The 22,249-nt window shown below is 62.0% G+C and carries 23 protein-coding genes and 2 tRNA genes; 14 read left to right on the forward strand and 11 right to left on the reverse strand.

Features of this window, described 5'->3' with window-relative positions; genetic code table 11:
* Nucleotides 1-18 precede the first annotated feature (18 nt).
* From G522_RS0109515 to G522_RS0109530, 4 genes are all read left to right on the forward strand, one after another.
* Nucleotides 19-1,026 (forward strand): ABC transporter permease subunit, encoded by a 1,008-nt coding sequence (locus G522_RS0109515; RefSeq protein ID WP_026790839.1) that lies wholly within the window; start codon nucleotides 19-21, stop codon nucleotides 1,024-1,026.
* Nucleotides 1,027-1,289: 263 nt separating this feature from the next.
* Nucleotides 1,290-2,225 carry an ABC transporter substrate-binding protein gene (locus tag G522_RS0109520; protein ID WP_026790840.1) on the forward strand — a complete coding sequence of 312 codons (936 nt, stop codon included), beginning with the start codon at nucleotides 1,290-1,292 and terminating at the stop codon, nucleotides 2,223-2,225.
* Between the two features lie 186 nt (nucleotides 2,226-2,411).
* On the forward strand, nucleotides 2,412-3,416 hold the full coding sequence (locus tag G522_RS0109525) for a phosphotransferase enzyme family protein (protein ID WP_026790841.1): 1,005 nt from the start codon (nucleotides 2,412-2,414) through the stop codon (nucleotides 3,414-3,416).
* The gene (locus tag G522_RS0109530; protein WP_026790842.1) at nucleotides 3,413-4,741 is read left to right on the forward strand and encodes an aspartate aminotransferase family protein; all 1,329 of its coding nucleotides are present in this window, start codon (nucleotides 3,413-3,415) and stop codon (nucleotides 4,739-4,741) included. The genes G522_RS0109525 and G522_RS0109530 overlap by 4 nt, the downstream gene beginning before the upstream one ends.
* Nucleotides 4,742-4,837: 96 nt before the next feature.
* On the opposite strand, the gene fabG is transcribed toward G522_RS0109530, so the two are convergent.
* Nucleotides 4,838-5,614, reverse strand: coding sequence for a 3-oxoacyl-ACP reductase FabG (gene fabG, locus G522_RS0109535; protein ID WP_026790843.1), 777 nt, complete (start codon nucleotides 5,612-5,614; stop codon nucleotides 4,838-4,840).
* Between the two features lie 301 nt (nucleotides 5,615-5,915).
* Here fabG and G522_RS0109540 point away from each other — a divergent pair, with 301 nt between their 5' ends.
* The 5 genes from G522_RS0109540 (at nucleotide 5,916) to G522_RS0109560 (ending at nucleotide 10,860) form a co-directional block, all read left to right on the forward strand.
* A complete protein-coding gene (locus G522_RS0109540) occupies nucleotides 5,916-7,055 on the forward strand; it encodes an extracellular solute-binding protein (RefSeq protein WP_026790844.1) in 1,140 nt (379 codons plus the stop codon).
* A 76-nt stretch (nucleotides 7,056-7,131) separates the two neighbouring features.
* Nucleotides 7,132-8,238 carry an ABC transporter ATP-binding protein gene (locus G522_RS0109545; protein WP_026790845.1) on the forward strand — a complete coding sequence of 369 codons (1,107 nt, stop codon included), beginning with the start codon at nucleotides 7,132-7,134 and terminating at the stop codon, nucleotides 8,236-8,238.
* 1 nt (nucleotide 8,239) lies between these two features.
* Entirely contained in the window at nucleotides 8,240-9,118 is an 879-nt protein-coding gene (locus G522_RS0109550; protein WP_026790846.1) for an ABC transporter permease, read from the forward strand.
* A 3-nt stretch (nucleotides 9,119-9,121) separates the two neighbouring features.
* On the forward strand, nucleotides 9,122-9,940 hold the full coding sequence (locus tag G522_RS0109555) for an ABC transporter permease (protein ID WP_026790847.1): 819 nt from the start codon (nucleotides 9,122-9,124) through the stop codon (nucleotides 9,938-9,940).
* A 155-nt stretch (nucleotides 9,941-10,095) separates the two neighbouring features.
* Nucleotides 10,096-10,860 carry a DeoR/GlpR family DNA-binding transcription regulator gene (locus G522_RS0109560; protein WP_026790848.1) on the forward strand — a complete coding sequence of 255 codons (765 nt, stop codon included), beginning with the start codon at nucleotides 10,096-10,098 and terminating at the stop codon, nucleotides 10,858-10,860.
* 2 nt (nucleotides 10,861-10,862) lie between these two features.
* Here G522_RS0109560 and G522_RS26285 read toward each other — a convergent pair whose 3' ends face one another.
* The gene (locus G522_RS26285) at nucleotides 10,863-11,237 is read right to left on the reverse strand and encodes a VanZ family protein (RefSeq protein WP_036838786.1); all 375 of its coding nucleotides are present in this window, start codon (nucleotides 11,235-11,237) and stop codon (nucleotides 10,863-10,865) included.
* A gap of 533 nt (nucleotides 11,238-11,770) precedes the next feature.
* Between G522_RS26285 and G522_RS0109570 the strand changes: the two genes are divergently transcribed.
* The gene (locus G522_RS0109570) at nucleotides 11,771-12,535 is read left to right on the forward strand and encodes a methyltransferase domain-containing protein (protein ID WP_026790849.1); all 765 of its coding nucleotides are present in this window, start codon (nucleotides 11,771-11,773) and stop codon (nucleotides 12,533-12,535) included.
* Between the two features lie 76 nt (nucleotides 12,536-12,611).
* Here the strand turns inward: G522_RS0109570 and G522_RS0109575 are convergent.
* From G522_RS0109575 to hpaR, 6 genes are all read right to left on the reverse strand, one after another.
* Nucleotides 12,612-12,688: transfer RNA gene (locus G522_RS0109575), tRNA-Arg, on the reverse strand.
* Between the two features lie 31 nt (nucleotides 12,689-12,719).
* Nucleotides 12,720-13,025, reverse strand: a complete 306-nt coding sequence (locus tag G522_RS0109580) for an ETC complex I subunit (RefSeq protein WP_026790850.1) — start codon at nucleotides 13,023-13,025, stop codon at nucleotides 12,720-12,722.
* A gap of 67 nt (nucleotides 13,026-13,092) precedes the next feature.
* A tRNA-Pro gene (locus G522_RS0109585) sits at nucleotides 13,093-13,169 on the reverse strand.
* A 39-nt stretch (nucleotides 13,170-13,208) separates the two neighbouring features.
* On the reverse strand, nucleotides 13,209-14,012 hold the full coding sequence (locus G522_RS26290) for an ABC transporter ATP-binding protein (RefSeq protein ID WP_036838788.1): 804 nt from the start codon (nucleotides 14,010-14,012) through the stop codon (nucleotides 13,209-13,211).
* A gap of 16 nt (nucleotides 14,013-14,028) precedes the next feature.
* A complete protein-coding gene (locus G522_RS0109595) occupies nucleotides 14,029-14,613 on the reverse strand; it encodes a DUF1349 domain-containing protein (protein ID WP_425414055.1) in 585 nt (194 codons plus the stop codon).
* Nucleotides 14,614-14,628: 15 nt separating this feature from the next.
* The gene (gene hpaR / locus G522_RS26295) at nucleotides 14,629-15,174 is read right to left on the reverse strand and encodes a homoprotocatechuate degradation operon regulator HpaR (protein ID WP_084633105.1); all 546 of its coding nucleotides are present in this window, start codon (nucleotides 15,172-15,174) and stop codon (nucleotides 14,629-14,631) included.
* Nucleotides 15,175-15,419: 245 nt separating this feature from the next.
* Here hpaR and hydG point away from each other — a divergent pair, with 245 nt between their 5' ends.
* Genes hydG through hydF form a run of 3 tightly spaced genes read left to right on the forward strand, consistent with a single transcriptional unit; the run spans nucleotide 15,420 to nucleotide 19,483 of the window.
* A complete protein-coding gene (hydG, locus tag G522_RS0109610) occupies nucleotides 15,420-16,820 on the forward strand; it encodes a [FeFe] hydrogenase H-cluster radical SAM maturase HydG (RefSeq protein WP_026790852.1) in 1,401 nt (466 codons plus the stop codon).
* A 24-nt stretch (nucleotides 16,821-16,844) separates the two neighbouring features.
* Nucleotides 16,845-18,236, forward strand: coding sequence for an aspartate ammonia-lyase (locus G522_RS0109615; protein ID WP_026790853.1), 1,392 nt, complete (start codon nucleotides 16,845-16,847; stop codon nucleotides 18,234-18,236).
* Nucleotides 18,237-18,250: 14 nt separating this feature from the next.
* The gene (hydF, locus tag G522_RS0109620) at nucleotides 18,251-19,483 is read left to right on the forward strand and encodes a [FeFe] hydrogenase H-cluster maturation GTPase HydF (RefSeq protein WP_026790854.1); all 1,233 of its coding nucleotides are present in this window, start codon (nucleotides 18,251-18,253) and stop codon (nucleotides 19,481-19,483) included.
* A gap of 146 nt (nucleotides 19,484-19,629) precedes the next feature.
* Here the strand turns inward: hydF and G522_RS26300 are convergent, their stop codons facing one another.
* From G522_RS26300 to hydE, 3 genes are all read right to left on the reverse strand, one after another.
* On the reverse strand, nucleotides 19,630-19,902 hold the full coding sequence (locus tag G522_RS26300; protein ID WP_051228491.1) for a YMGG-like glycine zipper-containing protein: 273 nt from the start codon (nucleotides 19,900-19,902) through the stop codon (nucleotides 19,630-19,632).
* Nucleotides 19,903-20,081: 179 nt separating this feature from the next.
* Nucleotides 20,082-20,474: a DUF1236 domain-containing protein gene (locus G522_RS0109630; RefSeq protein WP_026790855.1), complete on the reverse strand. Its 393-nt coding sequence runs from the start codon at nucleotides 20,472-20,474 to the stop codon at nucleotides 20,082-20,084.
* A 322-nt stretch (nucleotides 20,475-20,796) separates the two neighbouring features.
* Complete coding sequence (gene hydE / locus G522_RS26305; RefSeq protein ID WP_051228492.1) at nucleotides 20,797-21,846, reverse strand: [FeFe] hydrogenase H-cluster radical SAM maturase HydE; 1,050 nt, start codon at nucleotides 21,844-21,846, stop codon at nucleotides 20,797-20,799.
* A gap of 216 nt (nucleotides 21,847-22,062) precedes the next feature.
* Between hydE and G522_RS30630 the strand changes: the two genes are divergently transcribed.
* Nucleotides 22,063-22,197: a hypothetical protein gene (locus tag G522_RS30630; protein WP_281168455.1), complete on the forward strand. Its 135-nt coding sequence runs from the start codon at nucleotides 22,063-22,065 to the stop codon at nucleotides 22,195-22,197.
* The last annotated feature ends 52 nt before the right edge of the window (nucleotides 22,198-22,249 follow it).

Raw genomic sequence — 22,249 nt, forward strand, 5'->3', positions numbered from 1 at the left:
AGAAGCAAGGGAACCGCCATGTCCCAGGATACCTCGTCGGCAGCTGAGCTCGCCCAGGAAAAGGCCGCTGCCAATCGCCAAGTCCTCATCCAGCAGATCATCCGCACCGTCGGCATGCTGCCGATCCTGATTCTGCTCGGCATCGGCTTCCAGCTGATGTCCGGCCGCTTCTTCTCGCCACAGAACCTCTCCATCGTCACCCAGCAGGCTTCGATCAACACCGTGCTCGCCTGCGGCATGACGGCGGTCATCCTCACCGGCGGCATCGACCTTTCGGTCGGATCCATCCTCGCCGCCTCGGCCATGGTGGCGGTCATCGGTTCGCTGTGGCCCGAAATCGGCATGATCGGCATTCCGCTGGCTCTGTTCGCCGGTCTCATATTCGGTCTGATCAACGGTTCGCTGGTTGCCTTCGTCGGCTTGCCACCGTTCATCTCGACACTCGGCTCACTGACCGCGGTACGCGGCGTCGCCCGTCTGTTCGGCGCCGATACGACCGTGTTCAACTCTCACATGCCCTTCGCCTTCATTGGCAACGGTTATTTCTTCGGCATTCCCTGGCTGGTGATCATCGCCTTCCTGTCGGTCATCGTCACCTGGGTCATCCTGCGACGAACCGTGCTGGGCGTGCATATCTACGCCACCGGCGGCAATGAGAGCGCGGCTCGCCTCTCCGGTATCAAGGTGTGGGCTGTGTTCCTGTTCGTCTACGGCTTCTCGGGCCTGATGGCCGGCCTTGGCGGCGTGATGAGTGCGGCCCGCCTGTTCGCCGCCAACGGCACCCAGCTCGGCCAGTCCTATGAGCTCGACGCCATCGCCGCCGTCATCCTGGGTGGCACGTCGTTCACCGGCGGTGTCGGCTCCATCTGGGGTACGCTGATCGGCGCGCTGATCATCGCCGTGCTGTCCAACGGCCTGGTGCTCATCGGTGTCAGCGACATCTGGCAGTACATCATCAAGGGCCTGGTCATCATCATCGCCGTGGCGCTCGACCGTGTCCGTTCACAGGGCGGCGCCAGGACCTGAGCATCCACCCGAAAAGTTGGAGACTTTTCGGACCAAGCGGATGCGCAACAAAGGTTGGGGCAAAAGCCCCAACCCCGAAATTCGGCGGCGGGCCGTCCCCGCCTCCGCATCTGGGGTGGCGTATCAGCCGGGCTGTTCCGGCGTCCACGACACCCCTGCGATCTACCGGCAGGACCGCCACAAGGCCGGCCGGACAATAGCAGGCGCGTCAGGCAGCAGGAGCTCCGCCAGACGCAGCCGGCACCCCAAGGAGGAGTAAGGTTATGAAGTCTCGCAGCATTCTGCTTGCCGCCGCCGCTGCCGTCGCCTTCACCGGCGCCGCTGCCGCCAAGGACCTCAACAAGATCGGCATTTCCCTCGGCTCGATGGGCAATCCGTTCTTCGTGGCTCTGGCCAGCGGCGCGACCGACAAGGCCAAGGAAGTCAATCCCAACGTCGAAGTCACCGCTCTCGGCTATGACTACGACTTGAACAAGCAGTTCACCCAGATCGACAACTTCATCGCCGCTGGCGTCGACCTGATCCTCCTGAACCCGGCCGACCCGAAGGCTGTGGCTCCGGCCATCGCCCGCGCCCAGGCAGCCGGTATCCCGGTCGTGGCCGTTGATACCGCCGCCGAAGGCGCCGATGCCACCGTCACGACCAACAACGTTCAGGCCGGCGAGATCGCCTGCCAGTTCATCGTCGACAAGCTTGGCGGCAAGGGCGATGTCGTCATCATCAACGGTCCGCAGGTATCGGCCGTTATCGACCGCGTCGTCGGCTGCAAGAAGGTGTTTGGCGCTAATGCCGGTATCAAGGTGCTGTCCGACGATCAGGACGCCAAGGGCTCGCGCGATGGCGGCCTGAACGTCATGCAGTCGATGCTGACGCGCTTCGAGAAGATCGACGCCGTGTTCGCCATCAATGACCCGACGGGTATCGGCGCCAGCCTCGCCTCCAAGCAGGCCAACCGCACGAGCCTGTTCATCACCTCCGTCGACGGCGCGCCGGATATCGAGGCCGAACTCAAGGACACTTCGTCGCTGGTTCTCGCCTCGTCGAGCCAGGATCCCTATGCCATGGCCCAGCTTGCCACGCAGATCGGCATCGACCTGCTCAACGGCAAGAAGCCCGAGCAGCAGGTGACGTTGCTGCCGTCCAAGCTGGTGACGCGCGACAACATCGCTGACTACAAGGGCTGGACTGCCAAGCGCTGAGTCGCATTCCAACTCGTTGGATCTAAACTGCATCCCCGGGAGGCGCCGCTTCCCGGGGATGTTCTTTTCCGGGCGATGGGTTTTATCTGCCAACGAGCTGGGCAGGGGTGCCCGCTTTTTGATGTTGCAATTCCAACATTAATGTTGTTGCATTCCCAAACATAGACAAAGACGGATCCGGTTAGCATGCTCTACGACGAAGCCTTCCTTGCCCGCCTCGAAGACGGCCTGCGTTCAGCGCTACCAACCTGGAATATCGACGAAACGGCTCGGCTTTCACTGCTGACCATCTCGGAAAATGCAACCTTTTTGGTGGACGATAACAAAAGCGACCGTCGGCTGATCCTACGTGTCCATCGTCCGACCTACCACAGTGATGAAGAGATTGTCTCGGAACTGGAATGGATCGAGGCCCTGCGGACGGCGGGCGTCATTGTCACGCCCGCTCCGATTCACGCTGGGGATGGCCGGCTGCTCGCCAGTTTTTTCGATGGCGAGACCCATCGCAAAGCGGTGGCCTTTGAGTTCATGAGCGGTCGGGCACCCGACGAGGCCGGCGACCTCACTCGCTGGTATGGTCATCTAGGCGAGATTTCAGCGCGCCTCCATGCCCATAGCAGGGCGTGGTCGCCCCCCAAAGGCTTCGTCCGCAAGACCTGGACCTTCGATACCATCATCGGTCCGAACGCCTACTGGGGCGACTGGCGCGAGGCACTCGGTCTCGATGCCGCCGGCAGAGCCGTGCTTGAGACAGTGGCTGCGCGACTTCACCGCGAGACGGTGAGCTTCGGCACGACCCACGATCGCTTCGGCCTGATCCATGCCGACATGCGCGCTGCCAACTTGCTGGTCGATGGCAACAGGCTTGGCGTCATCGACTTCGACGACTGCGGCTTCTCCTGGTTCGCCTATGATTTTGCCGCCTCGATTTCCTTCATGGAGACCGAACCTTTCATTCCCGAGTTGATGGCGGCGTGGCTCGACGGTTACGCCCGTGTCGCCCCGCTTGATCCTGAGCAAGCGGCGGCGCTGCCCATGCTGGTCATGTTGAGACGGATGCAGCTCACCGCCTGGATCGCCTCGCACTCCGAAACGCCGACCGCCCAGTTGATGGGGACCGCCTATACCGCTGGCACTGTCGATCTCGCTGAACGCTATCTTGCTGCCGATTTCCTGAAGGGTGTCGCATGAGCCCGACCAAACAGATCCTCGCCCTCAACCGCTTTGAGGCGTCTGATGGCGCGGCGCTGTCACAGGAGTTGGCGGCACGCGTTGCCAAGAGGCAGGCAACGTTCGGCGCCTCGTCGGTTCTCTTCTACAAAGAGCCGATCGAGATGGTGCGGGCTGAGGGCGTCTTCATGTATGACGTCCACGGCAAGCGCTATCTCGACGTTTACAACAACGTGCCGTCGGTCGGCCATTCACATCCGGCCGTTGCCGAGGCGGTGGCCAAGCAGATTGCCGTCCTCAACATCCACACGCGCTATTTGACCAAGCCGGTCGAGGCTTACGCCGAGAAGCTGCTGTCGAAGTTTCCGGCGCCGCTCTCCAACCTCACTATGACTTGCACCGGCTCGGAGAGCAACGACCTCGCCATGCGCATCGCCGAGGCGGCGACCGGCAAGCGCGGCTTCGTCGTGACCCGCACCGCCTATCACGGCAACACCCATCACGTGACGGCTATTTCGCCGTCGTCGATGAAATCGAAGCCTGTGCCCGACTTCGTTCGCGTCATCCCCGAGCCGGATCCGGTACTGGCGCCCAATGGCGATGTTGCAGCCTTCTTTGCTGGCAATCTTCAGGCGGCGATCGACGATCTCGAAGAAAAGGGGATCGGCTTCGCCGCCGTCATCGTCGACACCATCTTTTCCTCGGACGGCATCTTTGCCGATCCGCCGGGCTTCCTTCAGGCGGCCGTCGAGGTGGCGCACAAGGCGGGTGGTCTGTTCATTGCCGATGAGGTGCAGCCGGGGTTCGGTCGTACGGGTGGTGGGCTCTGGGGCTTCTCGCGGCACGGCATTCTTCCCGACATCGTCACCATGGGCAAGCCGATGGGCAACGGCTTCCCGATGGCCGGCGTTGTCACTCGGCCCGAGCTGCTGTCCCAGTTCTGTGAAGAGACTGGCTACTTCAACACCTTTGGCGGCAATCCGGTCGCCGCCGCTGCCGGGTCGGCCGTGCTCGACGTCATCGAGCGGGAAGGTTTGATCGACAGCGCCCGCAACGTCGGCGCCTATTTCAAGTCCGGCCTGACGTCGGTGATGGGCAATCGCCGCGACATCGGCGCGATGCGCGGTGCCGGCCTGTTCATCGGTCTCGACTTCGTTGACGCCCATGGCCGGCCCGACCAGGGTCTTGCCACCTTCGTCATCAACGCTATGAAGGAACACGGCGTTCTGATTGGTGCCGCCGGATTGTGGGGCAGCACGCTGAAGATCCGGCCACCCCTCTGCTTCTCAAACGAAAACGCCGACTTCTTTGTCGAGACGCTGAAGGCGATTTTAGCCGGCCGGTGAGCTCAGCCGCCTTTCGCCTCCGAGAGCCACAAGAAAAAGGGACTGCACCTCGGCACCGTCCCGTATTCAAATGTGGCGACGAGCCTTGGGCCGATTTCAGCCGTCCATCGCCTCAAGGGCGCCCAAGCTCTCCGGCAGGATCTGACCGCCGTCGACGGTGATGGTCTGGCCGGTGATGTAAGCCGCTTCCTCCGACGCGAAGAACAGCGCTGCGTTGGCGATATCCGCCACCGTGCCGAGCCGCTTCATCGGGATCGACGCTTCCATCTTGGCGATGTAATCCGGCCCCATTCCTTCCAATCCCTCCGTGAAGATGTTGCCCGGCAGCACGGCGTTGACGGTGATGCCCTTTGGCGCCAGCTCGATCGCCGCCGTGCGCATGAAGCCGAGCTGACCAGCCTTGCTGGCACCATAGTGCGACCAGCCGGGATAGCCTGTGACCGGTCCGGTGATGGACGACGTCAATATGATGCGGCCGCTTCCCGCCGCCGTCATGGCGGGCAACACTGCCGACACGCTGAGGAAGGTGGAGCGAAGATTGGTGGAGATCACGTGATCGAAGTCGGCCGGCGTCATCTCCGACAGCTTCGCCGCCGGGAAGATGCCGGCGTTGGCACAGAGGACGTTGATGGCGCCATAGCGATCGATGGCCGCCTTGGCCATCGCCACGCATCCCTCGGGTGTCGAGACGTCGGCGGTAAAGCCACTGGCATTCGGGCCGATCGACTTCGCGATCGCCGAAGCGTCGGACTCGCTGCGCGATACCACCAGCACATTGAGGCCGGCCTCGCCAAAACGAAGGGCGATTCCCTTTCCGATACCCCGGCTGCCGCCGGTGACAATCACCGTCCTTCCTTGTAGCGACTTCAACATTCTGTTCCACCTTCTGTTGTTGTTTGATCAAAATTCCGGCACATCGATTACGCCTGCGGCAGTCACCGATCAAAAAAGGTGCGATAGGCCGCATAAGCGTGAAATTTCCCTGAAAACAAGGAAATTTACGCGCGTCGATAACATGCGCGCAACCTTCGAGCTCCTCGTTGGTCGCACGGCTGCCCTTCGATGTCCGTCAGCATGCCCAATGAAATTAATGTTGTAAACAACACATTTTTGCGACAGACTTCCAACATAACAAAAAGGAACAGACCAACCGTCAGCAGGAAAGGGTTTTCCGATGGGTCCGATGTCCAGGCGCAACATGTTGCAGGTGATGGGAGCAGCGGCCTTCGCCGGTCCGCTACTTTCGGCGAGTCGTGCCTTCGCAGCCCGCGAGGGCGAGCTCAACATCCTCTGCTGGGAGGGCTACAACTCGGCCCAGGTGCTCGACCCGTTCCGGTCGGCCAAGAGCGCCACGGTGAAGGCCGAAAGCCTCACCAACGATCCGACGATGATCAACCGCCTTAGGGCTGGCGAGACTAACGTCTGGGATCTGATCAACGTCAACAATCCCTGGGCGCGCAAGGTGATGGCGCCGGCCGGCCTGATCAAGCCGCTGCCGCGCGAAACCTTCGAGCCCTATTTCGACAAGATGCTGCCGGAGTTCAAGGCGCCCTACCGTTGGGCGATGAGCGACGACGGCAAGGATCTGCTCGGCATGGCCCAGCGCTTCGGGCCTTACTCCTTCGTCGTCAACACCGACAAGATCAGTCGCGCCACGGCCGAGGAGCAGGGCTGGAACCTGTTCAACGATCCGTCGCTGGCCGGCAAGTACGGCATCCTCGAATCCGACGACTGGAACGTCTTCGATACCTTCCTGACCGCCGGTATCAACCCGTTCGTGGCCCACACCGACGCCGACTTCAAGCTGTTCGAGGAAACCGCCGTCCGCATCTTCAAGGGCGCCAAGATGATCGGCGATATCGCTACCATGAACCAGGCGCTGATCTCCGGCGAGATCGACCTGCATTTCACCGGTGGCACCTATTCGGTGTCGCCCGCCCGTGCCGACGGTTACCCGAACCTGCGCGCCGTCACGCCGCTCAAGGGGCCGATCAACGGCAAGGGCGGCGTGTCCTGGATCGAGATCACCTCGACGGTCAACAACCCGCAGCTTTCCCCGCTCGCCACCCAGTTCCTCCAATACGTCCAGGATCCCAAGGTGGCGCACACCGTGGCTTTCGCCGAGGGAACCTTCAACCCGGTGGCGCAGATGGGCAACAAGGCCTGCTTCGATCTATTCACCAAGGACGAGCTCGACGCCATCCAGTGGGACAGCCTTGAGGAAGAGATGGCCCGCTCGGCCGAATACGACATCGTGCCCGACTACGACAAGGCGTTGGAAATCATGCTCGGCGCCAAGCGCCAGCGCGGCTGATCGCCCACACGAACGCTGCCGTCCGCCACAGGTGGCGGGCGGCCTCCCTCTGGTTTGCTTTCAGGATCGCTCGCCCATGTCGTCTGTTGCCGCCTCTCCCGTGTCCGATTCACCCGCCTCCTTGAAAACGCCGCGGCCGGTGCTGCAGCTCGTTGATGTTCGCAAGGTGTTCGATGGCTTCGCGGCGGTCGACGGCATCAGTCTCGACATCGAAGAGGGGGAGTTCGTCACCATCGTCGGTCCGTCCGGCTCGGGCAAGACGACGCTGCTCCGCATGCTGGCCGGCCTCGAAAGCCCCAGCGATGGCTACATCACACTGCGCGGCGAGCTGATCAACGACGTGCCGTCCAATCGACGGCCGACCTGCCTTGTCTTCCAGTCTTTGGCGCTGTTCCCGCATATGACGGTGGGCGACAACATCGAGTTCCCACTGCGCGTTCGCAAGATGGCACCCGAGGAGCGGCGCAAGCGGGCGCTCGAGCTAATGGCCAAGGTGCGCTTGCCGGAAGACTACTATTCCAAGAACGTCATGCTCTGCTCGGGCGGCGAAAAGCAGCGCGTGGCGCTGGCCCGCGCCTTCGCCTACGATCCCGACGTTCTGTTCTTCGACGAACCGCTATCCGCCTTGGACTATAAACTTAAGAAGCTTCTGGAAAAGGAGCTTAAGGATCTGCACCGCGAAAGCGGCAAGACCTTCGTTTACATCACCCATTCGCTCGAAGAGGCGATGGTGATGTCCGACCGCATCGGCGTCATGCGGGCTGGCAAGGTGGTGCAGATCGGCACGCCCGAGCAGATCTATTCGACGCCGGCCGACCGCTTCGTCGCCGAGTTCTTCGGCGAGGTGAACATCGTGCCGATCCGCCGTGCCGAAGGCGGTTGGGTGCGCAAAGATGGCAAGCCGGTGGCGGTGGCGCCAGGCGTTTCCGTTGATGGCGACGAAGCCAGCGTCGTCATTCGGCCCGAATACATGCGCTTCGTTACCGACGGCGCCGGTGCCGAAAACACGCTATCCGGCAGCATTTTCAATGAATACTCGCTGGGCTCGCGTCTGCAATATCAAGTGAGGAGTCGCACCGGCCGCACCTTCCTGGTCGAAGTGCCGCGCGCCGCTGCCTGGAAGGGCGATGGCGAGGTGACGATCGGCTGGGACGCGGTGAACGCCATCGTGGTGGGAGGCTGAGATGGCCGACACCTCCCTTTCCGCCCCCGGGCCGAAGCTGTCGCCCGGCTTGCGGGCCTCGCTGCCGGTGCTGTTCCTGCTGATCGCTGGCTTCCTTGCCCCACTTCTCACCGTGGCCGCCTACGCCTTTGCAACGCCCAAGAGCTTCGACGTCTTCCGGTCCTTCACGCTTGAGAACCTCTCGGCGATCTTCGATCCAAACAATACCGTCTGGACGTCTTTCGTCTGGTCATTGGCGCTGGCCTTCGCCTGCGTCGCCATCCTGCTCGTCATCTGCTACCCGATCGCTTTTGGCCTCAACAAGGTATTCGGCAAGTGGTCCGGCTTCGTGTCGGTGCTGTTCGTCTTCCCGCTGTTCGTCTCCGAAAACGTCCGCCTCTATGGCTGGGTGCTGTTCTTCATCAAGAACGGCGTGCTCGACGGCGCGCTGAAATGGTTCGGCTTTTCCGGCGGGCCGGAGCTGCTTTATACGCCCGGTATCACGCTGTTCGGCATGATCTACGTCTACCTGCCGTTCATGCTGTTTCCGATGACGCTGGGCATCGCCATGATTCCCAGGGACCTTGTCGACGCTGCCAGCGATCTGGGGGCAGGGCGATTGATGATCTGGCGAGAGATCGAGCTGCCGCTCGCCATGCCCGGCATCCTGATTGGCGCGCTGCTGACCTTCGTGCTGGCGGCCGGCGCCGTGGCCGAAGCGAAGATCCTTGGCGGCCAGTCGGTGATCACCATCACTCAGGATATCGAGGTGGCCTTCACCTACGCCCAGAACTGGCCGATGGGATCGGCGCTCGCCCTCATCCTCGTTCTGATCGTCTCCGGTCTGGCGCTCTCCGCCATGGCTCGGCTCGACCTCGACAAGATCCTCGGAAAGCGCTGAGCCATGCAGACTGTCGGACGTACCCGCACTCACTTTCTCATCCGTGCCTGGACCGCCTTTGTCGTCTTGGCGATCTACCTGCCGATCGCCTGTGGCGCACTGGCCGGCCTTTCCAAGGGGCGCTACTTCGCCTTTCCGGTGAAAATCTTGTCCGGCGAATGGTGGGGTAAGACCTGGGATTCCCTCGAAATTCAGGTCCTCGTTCAGAACTCGGTGCTGATCGCCTTGATCGTTACCGTGCTCAGCGTCCTCTTTGCTTTCTTTGGTGCGCTGGCCTTCGCCCGCTATCCCTGGAAAGGTCGGCGTGCCTTCCAGCGCCTCTTGCTGTTGCCCATCTTCTTCCCACAGCCGGTGCTCGGCCTGGCGCTGCTCCTGTGGTTCAACGCACTCGGCATCAGCCCCACCTGGAAGACGGCGGTGGTCGCCCATCTCGTCTGGATCGTACCGGTGGTGACACTGGTCATCGCCATCCAAGTGTTCAGCTTCGACCCCGTTCTGGAAGAAGCGGCGAGCGACCTTGGCGCCTCGCGTCTCTTCACGCTCCGTACGGTAACGCTGCCCATCCTCTGGCCGGGCATCTGGTCGGGCGCGTTGTTCGCCTTTCTGCTCTCGTGGGGCAACTTCCCGCTGTCGCTCTATACCGCCGGCGCCGACTCGACGATCCCGAAATGGCTGTACTCCAAGATGGTAGCCGGCTACACGCCGATGGTGCCGGCGCTCGGCACTATGAGCACGCTGACGGCGGCGGCGCTTCTGCTCGGTGGTGGACTCATCCGGTTCCTGATCCGGCGACGCGCCGAGTTGCGGGCGAGGGAAGGGTAAAGCAGGGAAGGCCCAGAGGCAGCGCGCCTGCCAGCGACTGCAGCAGCCAATAAGACGCCTTGACCGCCATCACCTCGACCTGAAAACCTCTCAACTCAAGGGGATGACCGAATCGGCGCCAAGCCGACCGGCCAAACGGAACCATGGCGCGCAGCATGAAGCGAACCAAATCATCGCGGCAGACACAGATCCTAGCCGAGCTGGATTCGAGTCCGTCGCTGCGCGTCGCTGAACTTGCCCGTCGGCTTGATGTCTCCACCGAGACCATTCGCCGCGACCTCGATGAGCTGACGACCCAGGGCCTGCTCAATCGCACCTATGGCGGCGCCGTCCGGCCGCTGTCCAGCGAGCCGTCGGTCACCGAGCGGCATCGCCTCTACGTCGAGGAGCGCCAGCACATCGCTCGCGCCGCGCTGAAGGTGATCGGCGAGGGGCACGTGCTGATGATCGGATCGGGCGCTACCACCGTCCACATCGCCCGCCGCATCGCCGTGGAGATGAAGAACATCACCGTCATCACCCATTCCTTTGGCGTGGCGACGGTGCTGGCCTTCAACCCAACCATCAAGGTGCTGATGCTGCCCGGCGACTATCACGCCAGCGAAGGCGCCACTGTCGGCGTGCACGCCGTGTCGTTTCTCAGCAACTTCTACGCCGATTATGCCATCACCGGTGCTTCGGGCCTTGCGCCGGACGGTCCATCGGAAGCGCTGCTCGAATGTGGGGCTGTTTATACAGCCATGGTGGCGCGGGCGGCCAAATGCGTGGTGGTGGCTGATCATTCCAAGTTCGACGCCATCTTCCCGTCGCGCTATGCGCCGTGGCGGGATGTCGATGCGCTTGTCACCGACGCAGCGCCGCCGGAGAAGCTGGCGACGGCTCTCCGCCAGTCGGGCGTCGAACTGGTGACGGCGAGCTGAGTTCAGCGTGAGGCGATGGAAAGCGTGGTGCGGGCGAGGGTGAAGAAGGCCCGGGCAAAGACCATGCCGATAAGGGCGCCTAAGGTTGAGGCGAGCCAATTGTCGAGGCCGGGGCTGCGGCCAGGAATGAGTATTTGCAAGCCCTCAAACGCCAACGAAGCCACCGACAGCAGCAGTACCACGCGCCATCCGCGTAGACCGGGCAGCGATGAGGCAAAGAAGGCCGCCCCAGCATAAGCGAGCAGATGCTCGACGTTGCCCGAGGCAAAAACGTGCGGACGATCGGTGCCGGGCAGAACGGACAGCACCGCGATGGCGGCGAGACAGATAATGCCTGCCACTTGGAAAAGGCGCCGTCCGATACGTTCCGAATCCATCCGATTCCTCCTGCGATGGCTTCGCAGATGCAATTTGCTCGCCAGTTCCTTTGCCGGAAAAGGCGGCAGCACCATGACGTAATGCAAGAATGCGGAGGAATGAATGACGCAAGGAGTCATGAAACTCGCGAGCGTTCGATTTTACGCGTTTGGTGCCAGGTCGCGCAAAAATCCTGCGGCCGCGCGCAAAAAGGGTGAAATTGGAATAGGCCAAATGCAAGAAGCGTGAACTGACGCTTGCTGGCTAGCCGCCGAAGTCTTCTCGACGCCTAACTCAGGGATGCGGCAGCCCAAGGGGCCGTCATAACCTGTCTGAAGGCGGCAGTTGGCGCTGATCAATTCTATGTGCGCCGAGGCTTTGTTCCCGTTGGGCAGGATGGCACTGTTAAGAATAGTGTGATCATCCAGGATACTCGCATGGTCCTTTCCGACTCGGCTCCGAACCTGAAAATTGGATAGTAGGTACCGTCGTGTGTCGGAAGTATCGTGGCCACTGATGTGATGTAAAGACCAGTCACTATTGAGGGTCACGAATGCACTCTTCCCAAAAATGGGACACCGTTCGCTTTCATGAGGCGCTTGTCGAACTCTGCGAGATCAAGAGCGGCAACCATGTCCTTGATCTCGGTTGTGGGATTGGTAGATCGCTGGCAGCAATGCTCGATGCCGTCGGGGGAGAAGGCAAGGTTGTAGCGCTCGATAGGATGGCCCGGTCGCTTGCAGATGTCGCTAGCAGGTTCGATCGTGAGATCAACGACGCGCGATTGGAAGTCGTGCAGGCGGACGTCTTGGCTACACCATTCCGCGATGGGCAGTTCGATGTCGTGTTGTGCCAGAATGTCGTTGAGTGCGTGAACGAACGTGAAGCCTTGGTCGCTGAGGCCAAACGCATCCTGAGACCCGGCGGAAGATTGCTACTTGGTCATCACGACTTTGACGGCATCATCCTGGCGAGTGAGGACCGGGATCTGACACGACGCTTAGTTCATGGTTTTGCCGATCACAAGCAGGCTTGGCAGGACGCGGCGGAAGGCCGGATGGGGCGTCTGTTGCCTGGGTTGGTTGCCAACGCAGGCTTTGCTTCGGTGGAACTCGAGGCTAAGTTGTTTGTCGATTTCGACCTTTCTCCAGGCAGTTACGCAGGAGATTATGTTCGCTGGTTGGCCGATCTAGCCCCAGAACTCGGCATCAGCGATGAAGATGTTGCCCATTGGGCTGGCCGATTGGCGGCTGATGTCGCAGAAGGCCGTTTCTTTTTTGCGCTACCGTGGATTGGAGCCGTCTGCCGGAAATCGTGATTTCGATCCGATTTTCTGCGCGGTCAGTTCCGCATTTATTGCGTCCAGTTTCGCGACTTATTGTGCGGATGAGGAATGGCGACTCCAGCAGGGCTCGAACCTGCGACCTGCCGCTTAGAAGGCGGCTGCTCTATCCAGCTGAGCTATGGAGCCATGGGATAGGCCAGACAACCGAGGGGACGGGTCAGTGCGTCCAGGTTTCGGCCTTGGAGTATTTGAAATTGTCGGAATAGGAGAGCTTCTTCGGCGTCCGTTCCTTGGGCTCCATCACCTGATAGGCGAGGCCCTCGCGCACGGCATAGGCGATCGCCTCTTCGCGGGTGTCGAAGGAGAGGCGTACCTGCTGCTTCATGTCGCGCGACGAGGTGTAGCCCATCAGGGGTTCGATGGTCTTGGGCTTTTCGGGCTCGAATTCCAGCAGCCAGCGTTCCGTGCGGCCGCGTCCCGACTGCATGGCGGTCTTGGCAGGCTTGTAGATTCGCGCCGTCATTTTGGCCCTTCTCCTCTGTCGCCGTGAAGGCCCGCCGCCCGCGGGTCCGCGATCGAGGGCCGCCGTTTGGTCGGGGCAGCAAGATTCGAACTTGCGACCCCCTGCTCCCAAAGCAGGTGCGCTACCAGACTGCGCTATGCCCCGCGACCAAAACGTGAAGGTTACCTAGCGTTTTGAACGCGGCTACGCAATAGGCTGGATGCGTGCCGCATCGTCATTCGCATCTGGAATAAGCGCCTCCGTCAGCTTGTCCTCCAGCGTATGGAACGCAGCTTCACGCAGAAGAGCCGGCGCGCGCGGCCGACCGAAGGGTACCGTTATCGCTTCGAGGACACGGCCGGGGCGCGGGCTCATGATCAACACACGGTCGGCGAGGAATAGCGCCTCATCGACGGCATGGGTGACGAGGAGCGTGGTCGTCTTGGTGGCGCTCCAGATGCGTTGCAGCTCGAGGTTCATCTGCCGCCGCGTCACCGCATCGAGGGCGCCGAACGGCTCGTCGAGCAGCAGCACCTCCGGCTCAAGCACCAGTGCTCGGGCGATGGCGACCCGCTGGCGCATGCCGCCAGATAGTTCGTTCGGTCGCGCCTGCTCAAAACCGGTGAGGCCGACGAGGTCGATGAGCGCGGCCACCCGGGCCATGTCTTTCTGAACGCCGGCAAGGCGGAAGGGCACGGCGATGTTTTCGCGGATATCGAGCCAGGGTAGGAGCGCCGCATCTTGAAAGGCGAAGCCCAGTTTGTGGGCGCGGCTGAGCGCTTCGGGCGCGCCGCCATGGACGGTCACCGCACCCTCACTTGGCCGGTCGAGGCCGGCGACCAGCCGCAGAATGGTACTCTTGCCGCAGCCCGACGGGCCGATCAGCGCGACGAATTCGCCGGCCGCCACATCGACGTCGACTTCGGCAAGCGCTCTCACCGCACCGCCGGACTCGGCGGCGAACAGCTTACCGACACCGGTCAGTCGGATCGCAGGAGGAACGGTCATCGAAAACTCCTGCGCCTCAAACCTCGGCGTGCAACGGCTCGGTGGAGGCCGGACCGATCGAGAAGTCGGAGAATACGACCTCAAGGCCAGCCCGCGACGGCGAACAGGTCATGGGACCGACGCGATAACTTGGCGCGGCGGCAAAGGCGGCCACTCGCAACATCGACCAATTGGCGCCGTCACGAGAGGCGTGGATTAGCACTGAACCATCCTTGACCGTCATGCGCAGGCGATAATCGCCGAGTTCGCGAAACGGCTGACAGACCGACCAGTCGGAGCGGCCGTTGGTCACCACTACGGATAGGAAGCGATCGCCATCCGTCAGTTCGACGCCGCATTTCAGCCAATGCCGATCGTCGAGGTGAAGCATCATGCCGGCCTGATCGAAGTTGGCCGTATAGTTGGCACGGACGCGCAGCATGGCGGTGAAGCCGTCGTCGGCCGGCAGCAGATAGGCGTGTCCGTTGTCGTGAACGAAGCCGTAATAGGTTTCACGCCAGAAATCGGTTTCGTTCTCGGTCGTCACCGTTAGCTGGTCGCCATCGATGCTCCAGCGGGATGGCTCGTTCAGCCAGGCACCGCCGCCAAATCCAGTCTTCAGCATGTCCATCCCCGGTCACTCGCCTTGCAATTCTGGTGCTTCGCGGCCCCGATCGACAACCGGTGTATCGAGATCCTGCTCGACGTCCCGGAGGAGCTGCATCAACACGTCAAGACGCTCCCGCCCGATCCGGTCCGTCATGGCGGCATAGATCGTCTCGACCCAGACGCCGGCAGCATCGATGGTTTTATGGCCTTCCGGCGTCAACGAGATCATCCAGGCGCGGAGGTCGGCCGGATCGGGACGACGGCGGATCAGCTGTCGTCCCTCGAGGTCGCGCAGAATGCGCGATAGCGACGGCGGCAGCAGAAAGGTTGCCATGGCAAGGCCGGTAGCATCGATTTCCGGCACCGAGTCGAGAGCTCTCAACACGCGCCATTGCTGCTCGGTGAGGTCGACGGACCGCAGGGCCGGCCGGAACTGGCGCATCACTGCTTCCCGGGTCCTCAGAAGGGCGATTGGCAACGAACGGGAAACGTCTCTCAGCCGGCCCCGATCGCGGGCGCCGCCCTGCCGTCCGGCCGCGGCGCCGGATAAGGCTTCCTGGTCCCTGTCGCTCATTTGAAAATCCTCGCCGACTCGTTTTGAGCCTACCCGCTTTTGCCGTCACAGGAAATGTTGGCTTGCTAATAGTCCTAATATGAACGATGGACGCCGCCCGAAACGAGGGTCTTCTCGCTTTTATTACCCCGCTATTCCAGTTTAACCGAATTAGGATTGATCTCGCGCAAATCGTCTTGGAGCGAGATCAGGCAGTGTCATGTGCAGAAAGCTCCGGCGGACGGGCCGGGTGAAAGGCTGCAACAATGACCAAGACCGAACGGATCACCTGGCTCGACGAAACGCGCATCGAGGCTGAGATCGCCGCCACCGCCGCCGGCGCGGACAAGCTCCGCGTGCGCGAGATTCTCGAAAAGGCATCGACGCTCGGCGGCCTTTCGGAGGACGATGTTGCCGTCCTCTGCGCCGTCACCGATCCCGACCTTGTGGCCGAGCTGTTCCACACCGCCGAAAAGATCAAGACCGAGATCTACGGCCCGCGCATCGTGCTGTTCGCGCCGCTCTACTTCTCCAATATCTGTCTCAACGAGTGCGTCTATTGCGCCTTCCGACGGTCCAACAAGGAACTCGACCGCAAGATCCTCACCATGGAGGAAATCGAGGCGGAAACGGCTGCGCTGATTGACCAGGGCCACAAGCGCCTGCTGCTGATCGGCGGCGAGGCCTTTCCGAAGACCGGCTTCCAATATCTCGTCGACGCCATCGAGCGCATCTATTCGGTGAAGCGTGGCCGCGGCGAGATCCGCCGCATCAACGTCAACGTCGCGCCGCTGGAGACGGATGAGTTCCGCCGCCTGAAGGAAACCGGCATCGGCACCTACCAGCTGTTCCAGGAGACCTACAATCGCAAGGTCTACGAAGCGATGCATCCATCGGGCGCCAAGGCCGACTTCGACTGGCGCGTGTCGGTAATGGACCGGGCCATGGCCGCCGGCATTGACGACGTCGGTATCGGTCCGCTGTTCGGATTGCACGACTGGCGCTTCGAGGTGCTGGCCACCATGCAGCACATCGCCCATCTCGAAGATGCCTTCGGCGTCGGCCCGCACACCATCTCGGTGCCGCGTATGGAGCCGGCTGTTGGCTCGGATGTGTCGATGGCGCCGCCGCATATAGTCTCCGACTTCGACTTCAAGAAGATCATCGCCATCCTGCGCCTCGCCGTGCCCTATACCGGCATTATCCTGTCGACTCGCGAGAATCCGGAGATGCGTCGCGATGCCTTCCGGCTTGGTGTGTCGCAGATCTCCGGCGGCAGCCGCACCAATCCCGGCGGCTATGCGACGCCGGTTGAGGAGCAGGCCGCCCAGTTCACCCGTGGTGATCATCGTTCGCTCGACGAAGTGGTGCGCGATATCGCCGCCAGCGGCTGCGTGCCGTCCTTCTGCACCGCCTGCTATCGCATGGGCCGCACCGGCGCCGACTTCATGGACCTTGCCAAGCCCGGCCTCATCCGTGAAATGTGCGGACCGAATGCCCTGTCGTCCTTCATGGAATACATGCTCGACTACGGCTCCGAGGATACCTGCGCCGCCGGCGAAAAAACGGTGGCCGCCGAGGTGGCGACCATGGAGCCGAAGATCGCTCGCTATTCTGAGACGATGATGCGCAAGGTGCGTGAGGGCAAGCGCGACGTCTACCGCTAAGGAGACGCCGCCTGGAGGCAGGCGATGGCGACGCGGCGCGAGGCCGATCTGATCGGCGAGCGTGATATCCCGGAGGATGCCCTTTCAGGCATCCATACGGCGCGAGCACGCGAGAATTTCCCGCTCTCCGGCCGGCCGGCGCACCCCGAACTGATCAAAGCCTACGCGGCCGTGAAGATCGCCGCCGCGAAGACCAACCACCGCCTCGGTTTCCTTACTGACGATGTGGCGGAGGCGATCGTGCGCGCCGCGCGCGAGATCGAGGATGGCACGCTCCTGTCGGAGATCGTCGTCGACGCCTTGCAAGGCGGCGCCGGCACCTCGCTCAACATGAACGTCAACGAGGTGATCGCCAACCGCGCCGAGGAACTGCTTGGCGGCCGGCGCGGACAACACGCTCGAGTTCATCCCAACGATCACGTCAACCTCAACCAGTCGACCAATGATACCTTCCCGACGGCGCTGAAGATCGCCGCCATCCGTCTGCTGCATCGCCTTGAGAAGGCGATTGCCGACCTTCAGGTGGCCTTCCAGGAGAAGGAGCGGACCTGGTCGGGTGTCGTCAAGATCGCTCGTACCGAGCTGCAGGACGCCTGCCCGATCGCCTATGGCGCGGTGTTCTCGGCTTGGGCCGAGGCACTGTCACGCGATCGTTGGCGTGTGTTCAAGTGCGAGGAACGGCTGCGCGTCGTCAATCTCGGCGGTACTGCTATCGGCACCGCCATCGCTGCGCCGCGCGACTATGTGTTCATGGTCAACGAGGTGCTACGCGAGGTGACCGGCCTCGGCCTTGCCCGCGCCGAGAACCTCGTCGACGCCACGCAGAATGCCGATGCCTTCGTCGAAGTATCGGGCATCCTGAAAGCCAACGCCGTCAACCTGTTCAAGATCTCCTCCGATCTCCGCCTGCTGTCGTCGGGCCCGCAGGCTGGCTTCGGCGAAATCCTGCTGCCGGCGGTTCAGGCCGGCTCGTCGATCATGCCTGGCAAGGTCAACCCGGTGATCCCGGAAGCGGTCGGGCAGGCGGCGATGCGGGTAATGGGCAACGACCAGATGGTGACGCTAGCCGCCCAGAACGGCCAGCTCGAACTCAACGCTTTCCTGCCGCTTCTGGCTGATGCGTTGCTCGACAGCGTCGGTCTGTTGGAAGCTGCCTCGACTATCTTCCGGACACGCTGCGTCGAGGGCCTCTCGGTCGACGAAGCCGCCTGTCGCAAGCAGGTTTCCGAAAGCCGTGCCGTCGTCACCGCCCTACTGCCGCGCCTCGGTTACGAGACGGCTACCGAAGTGGCGATCGCGGCGCGTGATAGCGGCCGTTCGGTGATCGAGATCGTTCTCGAACGCAAGCTGATCGAGCCCGTCGACCTTGAACATCTGCTCTCCGCCAACGCCATGACCGCCCTCGGTACGAAATAGACAAGGACCAGACCATGCTCGCCACGCCCAAGGGTCTTCGCCTCCATATCGGCGTCTACGGTCGGCGCAATGTCGGCAAGTCGTCGCTGGTCAACCTGCTGATCGGTCAGAACGTATCGATCGTCTCGAATGTGGCGGGCACCACCACCGATCCGGTCGAAAAAGCAATGGAGTTGCTGCCGATCGGCCCAGTGTTGTTCGTCGACACCGCTGGCATCGATGATGTCGGCGACCTCGGTGGGATGCGGGTGGAGAAAACACTCAAAGCGCTCGATCACACCGATCTCGGGATCATTGTCACCGACGGCCCGGTCGGTGATGACGAGATCAAGCTGATGGATGCGCTTGCCGAACGCGAGACGCCATATTGCGTCGTCTTCACCAAGGCTGACCTGGGCACTCCGCCTGCCGAGGCGCTGGCGCTGGTAAAGGCGCGCGACGTTCCCTTCGCTTTGATCTCAACGGCTTCAAAGGCAGACGCCGCCCGCGTCCGCGAGGTCATCCTGGAGGCGGCACCGGAAAGTTCCTTCGAGGTACCGCATCTGCTCGCCGACTTGGTGCCGGCCGGTGGCCATGTCGTGCTGGTCGTTCCGATCGATCTGTCGGCACCCAAGGGACGGCTGATCCTGCCACAGGTCATGGCGATCCGCGACATTCTGGATGCCGACGCCAGTTGCACGGTGGTGAAGGAGCGTGAGCTCGCCGCGACGCTGAAGTCGCTCGGCAAGAAACCAGACCTCGTGGTCTGCGACAGCCAGATCGTGCTGAAGGCAGCGGCCGACACCCCTGACGACGTGCCGCTCACCACCTTCTCGATCCTGATGGCCCGCTTCAAAGGAGATCTCGTTCGCCTTGCCGAAGGCGCGGCCCGGATCGATCAGCTGAAACCGGGTGACAAAGTGCTGATTGCCGAAGCTTGCACGCACCACTCGATGGCCGACGACATCGGTCGGGTAAAAATTCCTCGCTGGTTCCGCCAGTATGCCGGCGGCGACATCGAGTTCGAGACGATGGCCGGACGCGCTTTCCCCGAAGACCTGAGCCCTTATGCGCTCGTCGTCCAGTGCGGCGCCTGTACCGTCAATCGCAAACAGGCCTTGCTCAGGATTCGCCAAGCGGAACGCCAAGGCGTGCCCATCACCAATTATGGCGTTGCCATCAGCCGCGTGCAGGGCGTCCTCCACCGGTCGCTCGGTCCATTTCCTTCAGCGCGCATTGCTTTCGAGAGGGCCAACGCTGCTCACTGAAAGAGCGAGGCCGAAGCCCGGCTTTTCTGGGCCTCGAGCCCCCAATTAATGACCTGCAACAGGTGCCGCTTTGTCAGCCGACGCTGACCCGCTCCATGCGCGGTCGATCTATTGCTCGTCGGCGTAAACGAACGTCGCGTGGACCATTACGGCGATACGCAATGCTTGTTCGCCGACAAATGGGTGCCCTTGGGGCAGCGATGGTGTCGTTTGGACGGTGCGGACTTCCGATTGTCGTCGACTATGGTGCCGACGGCGGCACCGGCGACTCCGCCCACGACGGCCCCCACCGGGCCACCTACGACAGCACCTGTGACGGCGCCGCCTGCGGCGCCGACCGCGGTGCCGTTTTGGGCAAAAGCCGCCGGAGTGAATGCAAGGCTGCCGACGAGCAGCGACGCTGCGAGGATCTTTTTCATCTTAGGCTTTCCTTTGGTTGACAGTCTGACAACGGGTAGCCAATGGAAAAGTTCCCAATCGGGTTTGACGGCGGTTGGTCCGTGGCGCGGGCCGTTGGCGTGTATCGCTTTTAAGCGACCCAACACCGCTCAATGAAAAAGCGGGGCCGAAGCCCCGCTTTTCGGTCGTTCCTCTATTGTCAGTTGACGACCTGTAGCACCGTGCGGCTCTGCGGGTCGACGATGACGCGCTCGTTGTTGACGACCGTATAATAGTAATTCTCGTAGCCCGGAACCGGGTGAAGCACCACGGTCGGCGGCAACGGCTGCCCAACCACGATCGGGTCCTGGTAGACCACCGACGGCACCTGCTGCTGAACGACAACGGTACGGACTTCCGGCGGCGGCGGAGCGAGGATAGTGCCGACCGCAGCGCCGGCAACACCGCCGACCACGGCTCCCACCGGACCACCGACGACAGCGCCGGTAGCGGCACCACCGGCTGCGCCGGCGACGGTGCCTTCCTGCGCCCAGGCGGTCGAAGTGGCGAGAAGACCGCCGGCGAGAAGCGAGGCTGCAAGGATCTTGTTCATCTCAGACTCCTGTCAGTTGATGCCCCGACAACAGCTGACCGGCAGAAAAAGTTCCAAATTGAGATTTCCAGCAGGCGCCTTGCGAACATCGGTCTTGGGCAGGCAAGAGGCGTGTTTCGGATCGACGCCCCTTTGGGACTTCAAGACGAGAAGCATTGCTGCCTGCTCGCAACGAGCCAGGTGACGCAATGATAAACTGCTGAGGAAAAAGAAATTCTGCCCCTATGCCGACGCATGATTTCGGACATGGCGATCGCCTGCCACGCCCTCAAAGCAAGCTTGGGTTGGACTACCGTCGATTGATATCTCGGCAGGCAGCGGATTATCTCGCCTTGATCGAATGCCCTGGCCCTTGGCCGATCACCCGGCCGATCGACCAGATACGGGCGGCAGCGCAGCCCGAACACTGATGGTCGTCTTCATCGACGCAGGGCTTGTCCGGATAGAGCATGTAGTTCTTGCGGAAGCGACCGGGCGTGGCATTGGGCATGAAAACGTTGGCGCCGCGCTGCAGCACGAGGTCGCGGCCGGCATGCGGGAAAATGGCATCGAAAGCGGTGGTCGCCGGGATGTGCGCCTTGGGGTTGACGATGCGGAGCGCCGATACCGCCGCAAAGAACATGTCATGGTCGTCCGCGTAGGCGTTTGATTGACCAGCCAACGGCGTGTCGGGATGGGCAATGAACGGCCCGATGCCGATCATGTCGAGGTCGAGATCGCGGCAGAGCAGGACATTGTCGGCGAGGATGTCCAACGTTTCGCCGGGCACGCCGATCATGAAGCCCGATCCCACCTGTACACCAAGGCTACGCAGATCCTTGAGACAGCGAATGCGCTCTTCAAGTTCGCAATCGGGATGCAGGAAGGAGAAGAGCTCGGGATTCGACGTTTCGAATCGCAGGAGATAACGGTCCATGCCGGCCGCCCGCCAGCGGGCATAGGTGTCGCGCGGCCGATTGCCGGCGCTCATCGTCACTGCGAGCCGTGTTTCTGTCTTGATGCGGCGGATGAGGCGCTCGATGCGCTCGTCTTCCTTCTCGGCGGCCACTTCGCCCGACTGCAGCACGATGGTGGTCTGCTGCCAGCCTTCCATCCGGCGGGCCACTTCGAGAATTTCATCCTCATCGATACGGTAACGGCGGACATCCTTGTTGGATTTGCGAATACCGCAATAGAGGCAGTCGTTGGCGCAGATATTGGAGAACTCGACGATGCCGCGCAGGAACACCTCGTCGCCCATGTTGTCCTTGCGCACCGCATCGGCACGGGCGAACAGCGTCTCACGCGGCAGGTCGAACAATGCCTTGACCGCGGCACGGTCGAAAGCGCCGCCGGCGGGGACTTCTTCCTGAAGGGCTGCAATGGTGCTCATGGGTCGTCCGAAAACTTATATGTGTTGGGAAAGATATAGCCTGAACAAGCCTCTGAAGACAGGCGGCGACCATCCCTCCGAATACTTAGACGAAACGTTTTGGATGACTCTTGGTCAGATTCGATTCTAATTTTTACTGACGTGCGGTCCGGCGTGGAGGAGCTTGCCGGACTTCATGGTTCATCGGTGACCTGCGAACGCAACAGGGAGGCGGCCGTGATTGTCACGATGGTCAAGGAGGCAGGAAGGGCGCTGACGTGTCCCTCTGCCGGTTTCTGCCTGCGGATCGCTGTTGCCGCGGCATTCCTGACGGTATTGTTTGGCCTTCAGGCCATCGCCGTCGGCGTTTGATACGCGCAACAGCTCTTCGTGGAAACTCCGGCCGGGCAGCGATGCCCGGCCG

The organism is Pleomorphomonas oryzae DSM 16300 (assembly GCF_000422965.1).
Classification (GTDB): domain Bacteria; phylum Pseudomonadota; class Alphaproteobacteria; order Rhizobiales; family Pleomorphomonadaceae; genus Pleomorphomonas; species Pleomorphomonas oryzae.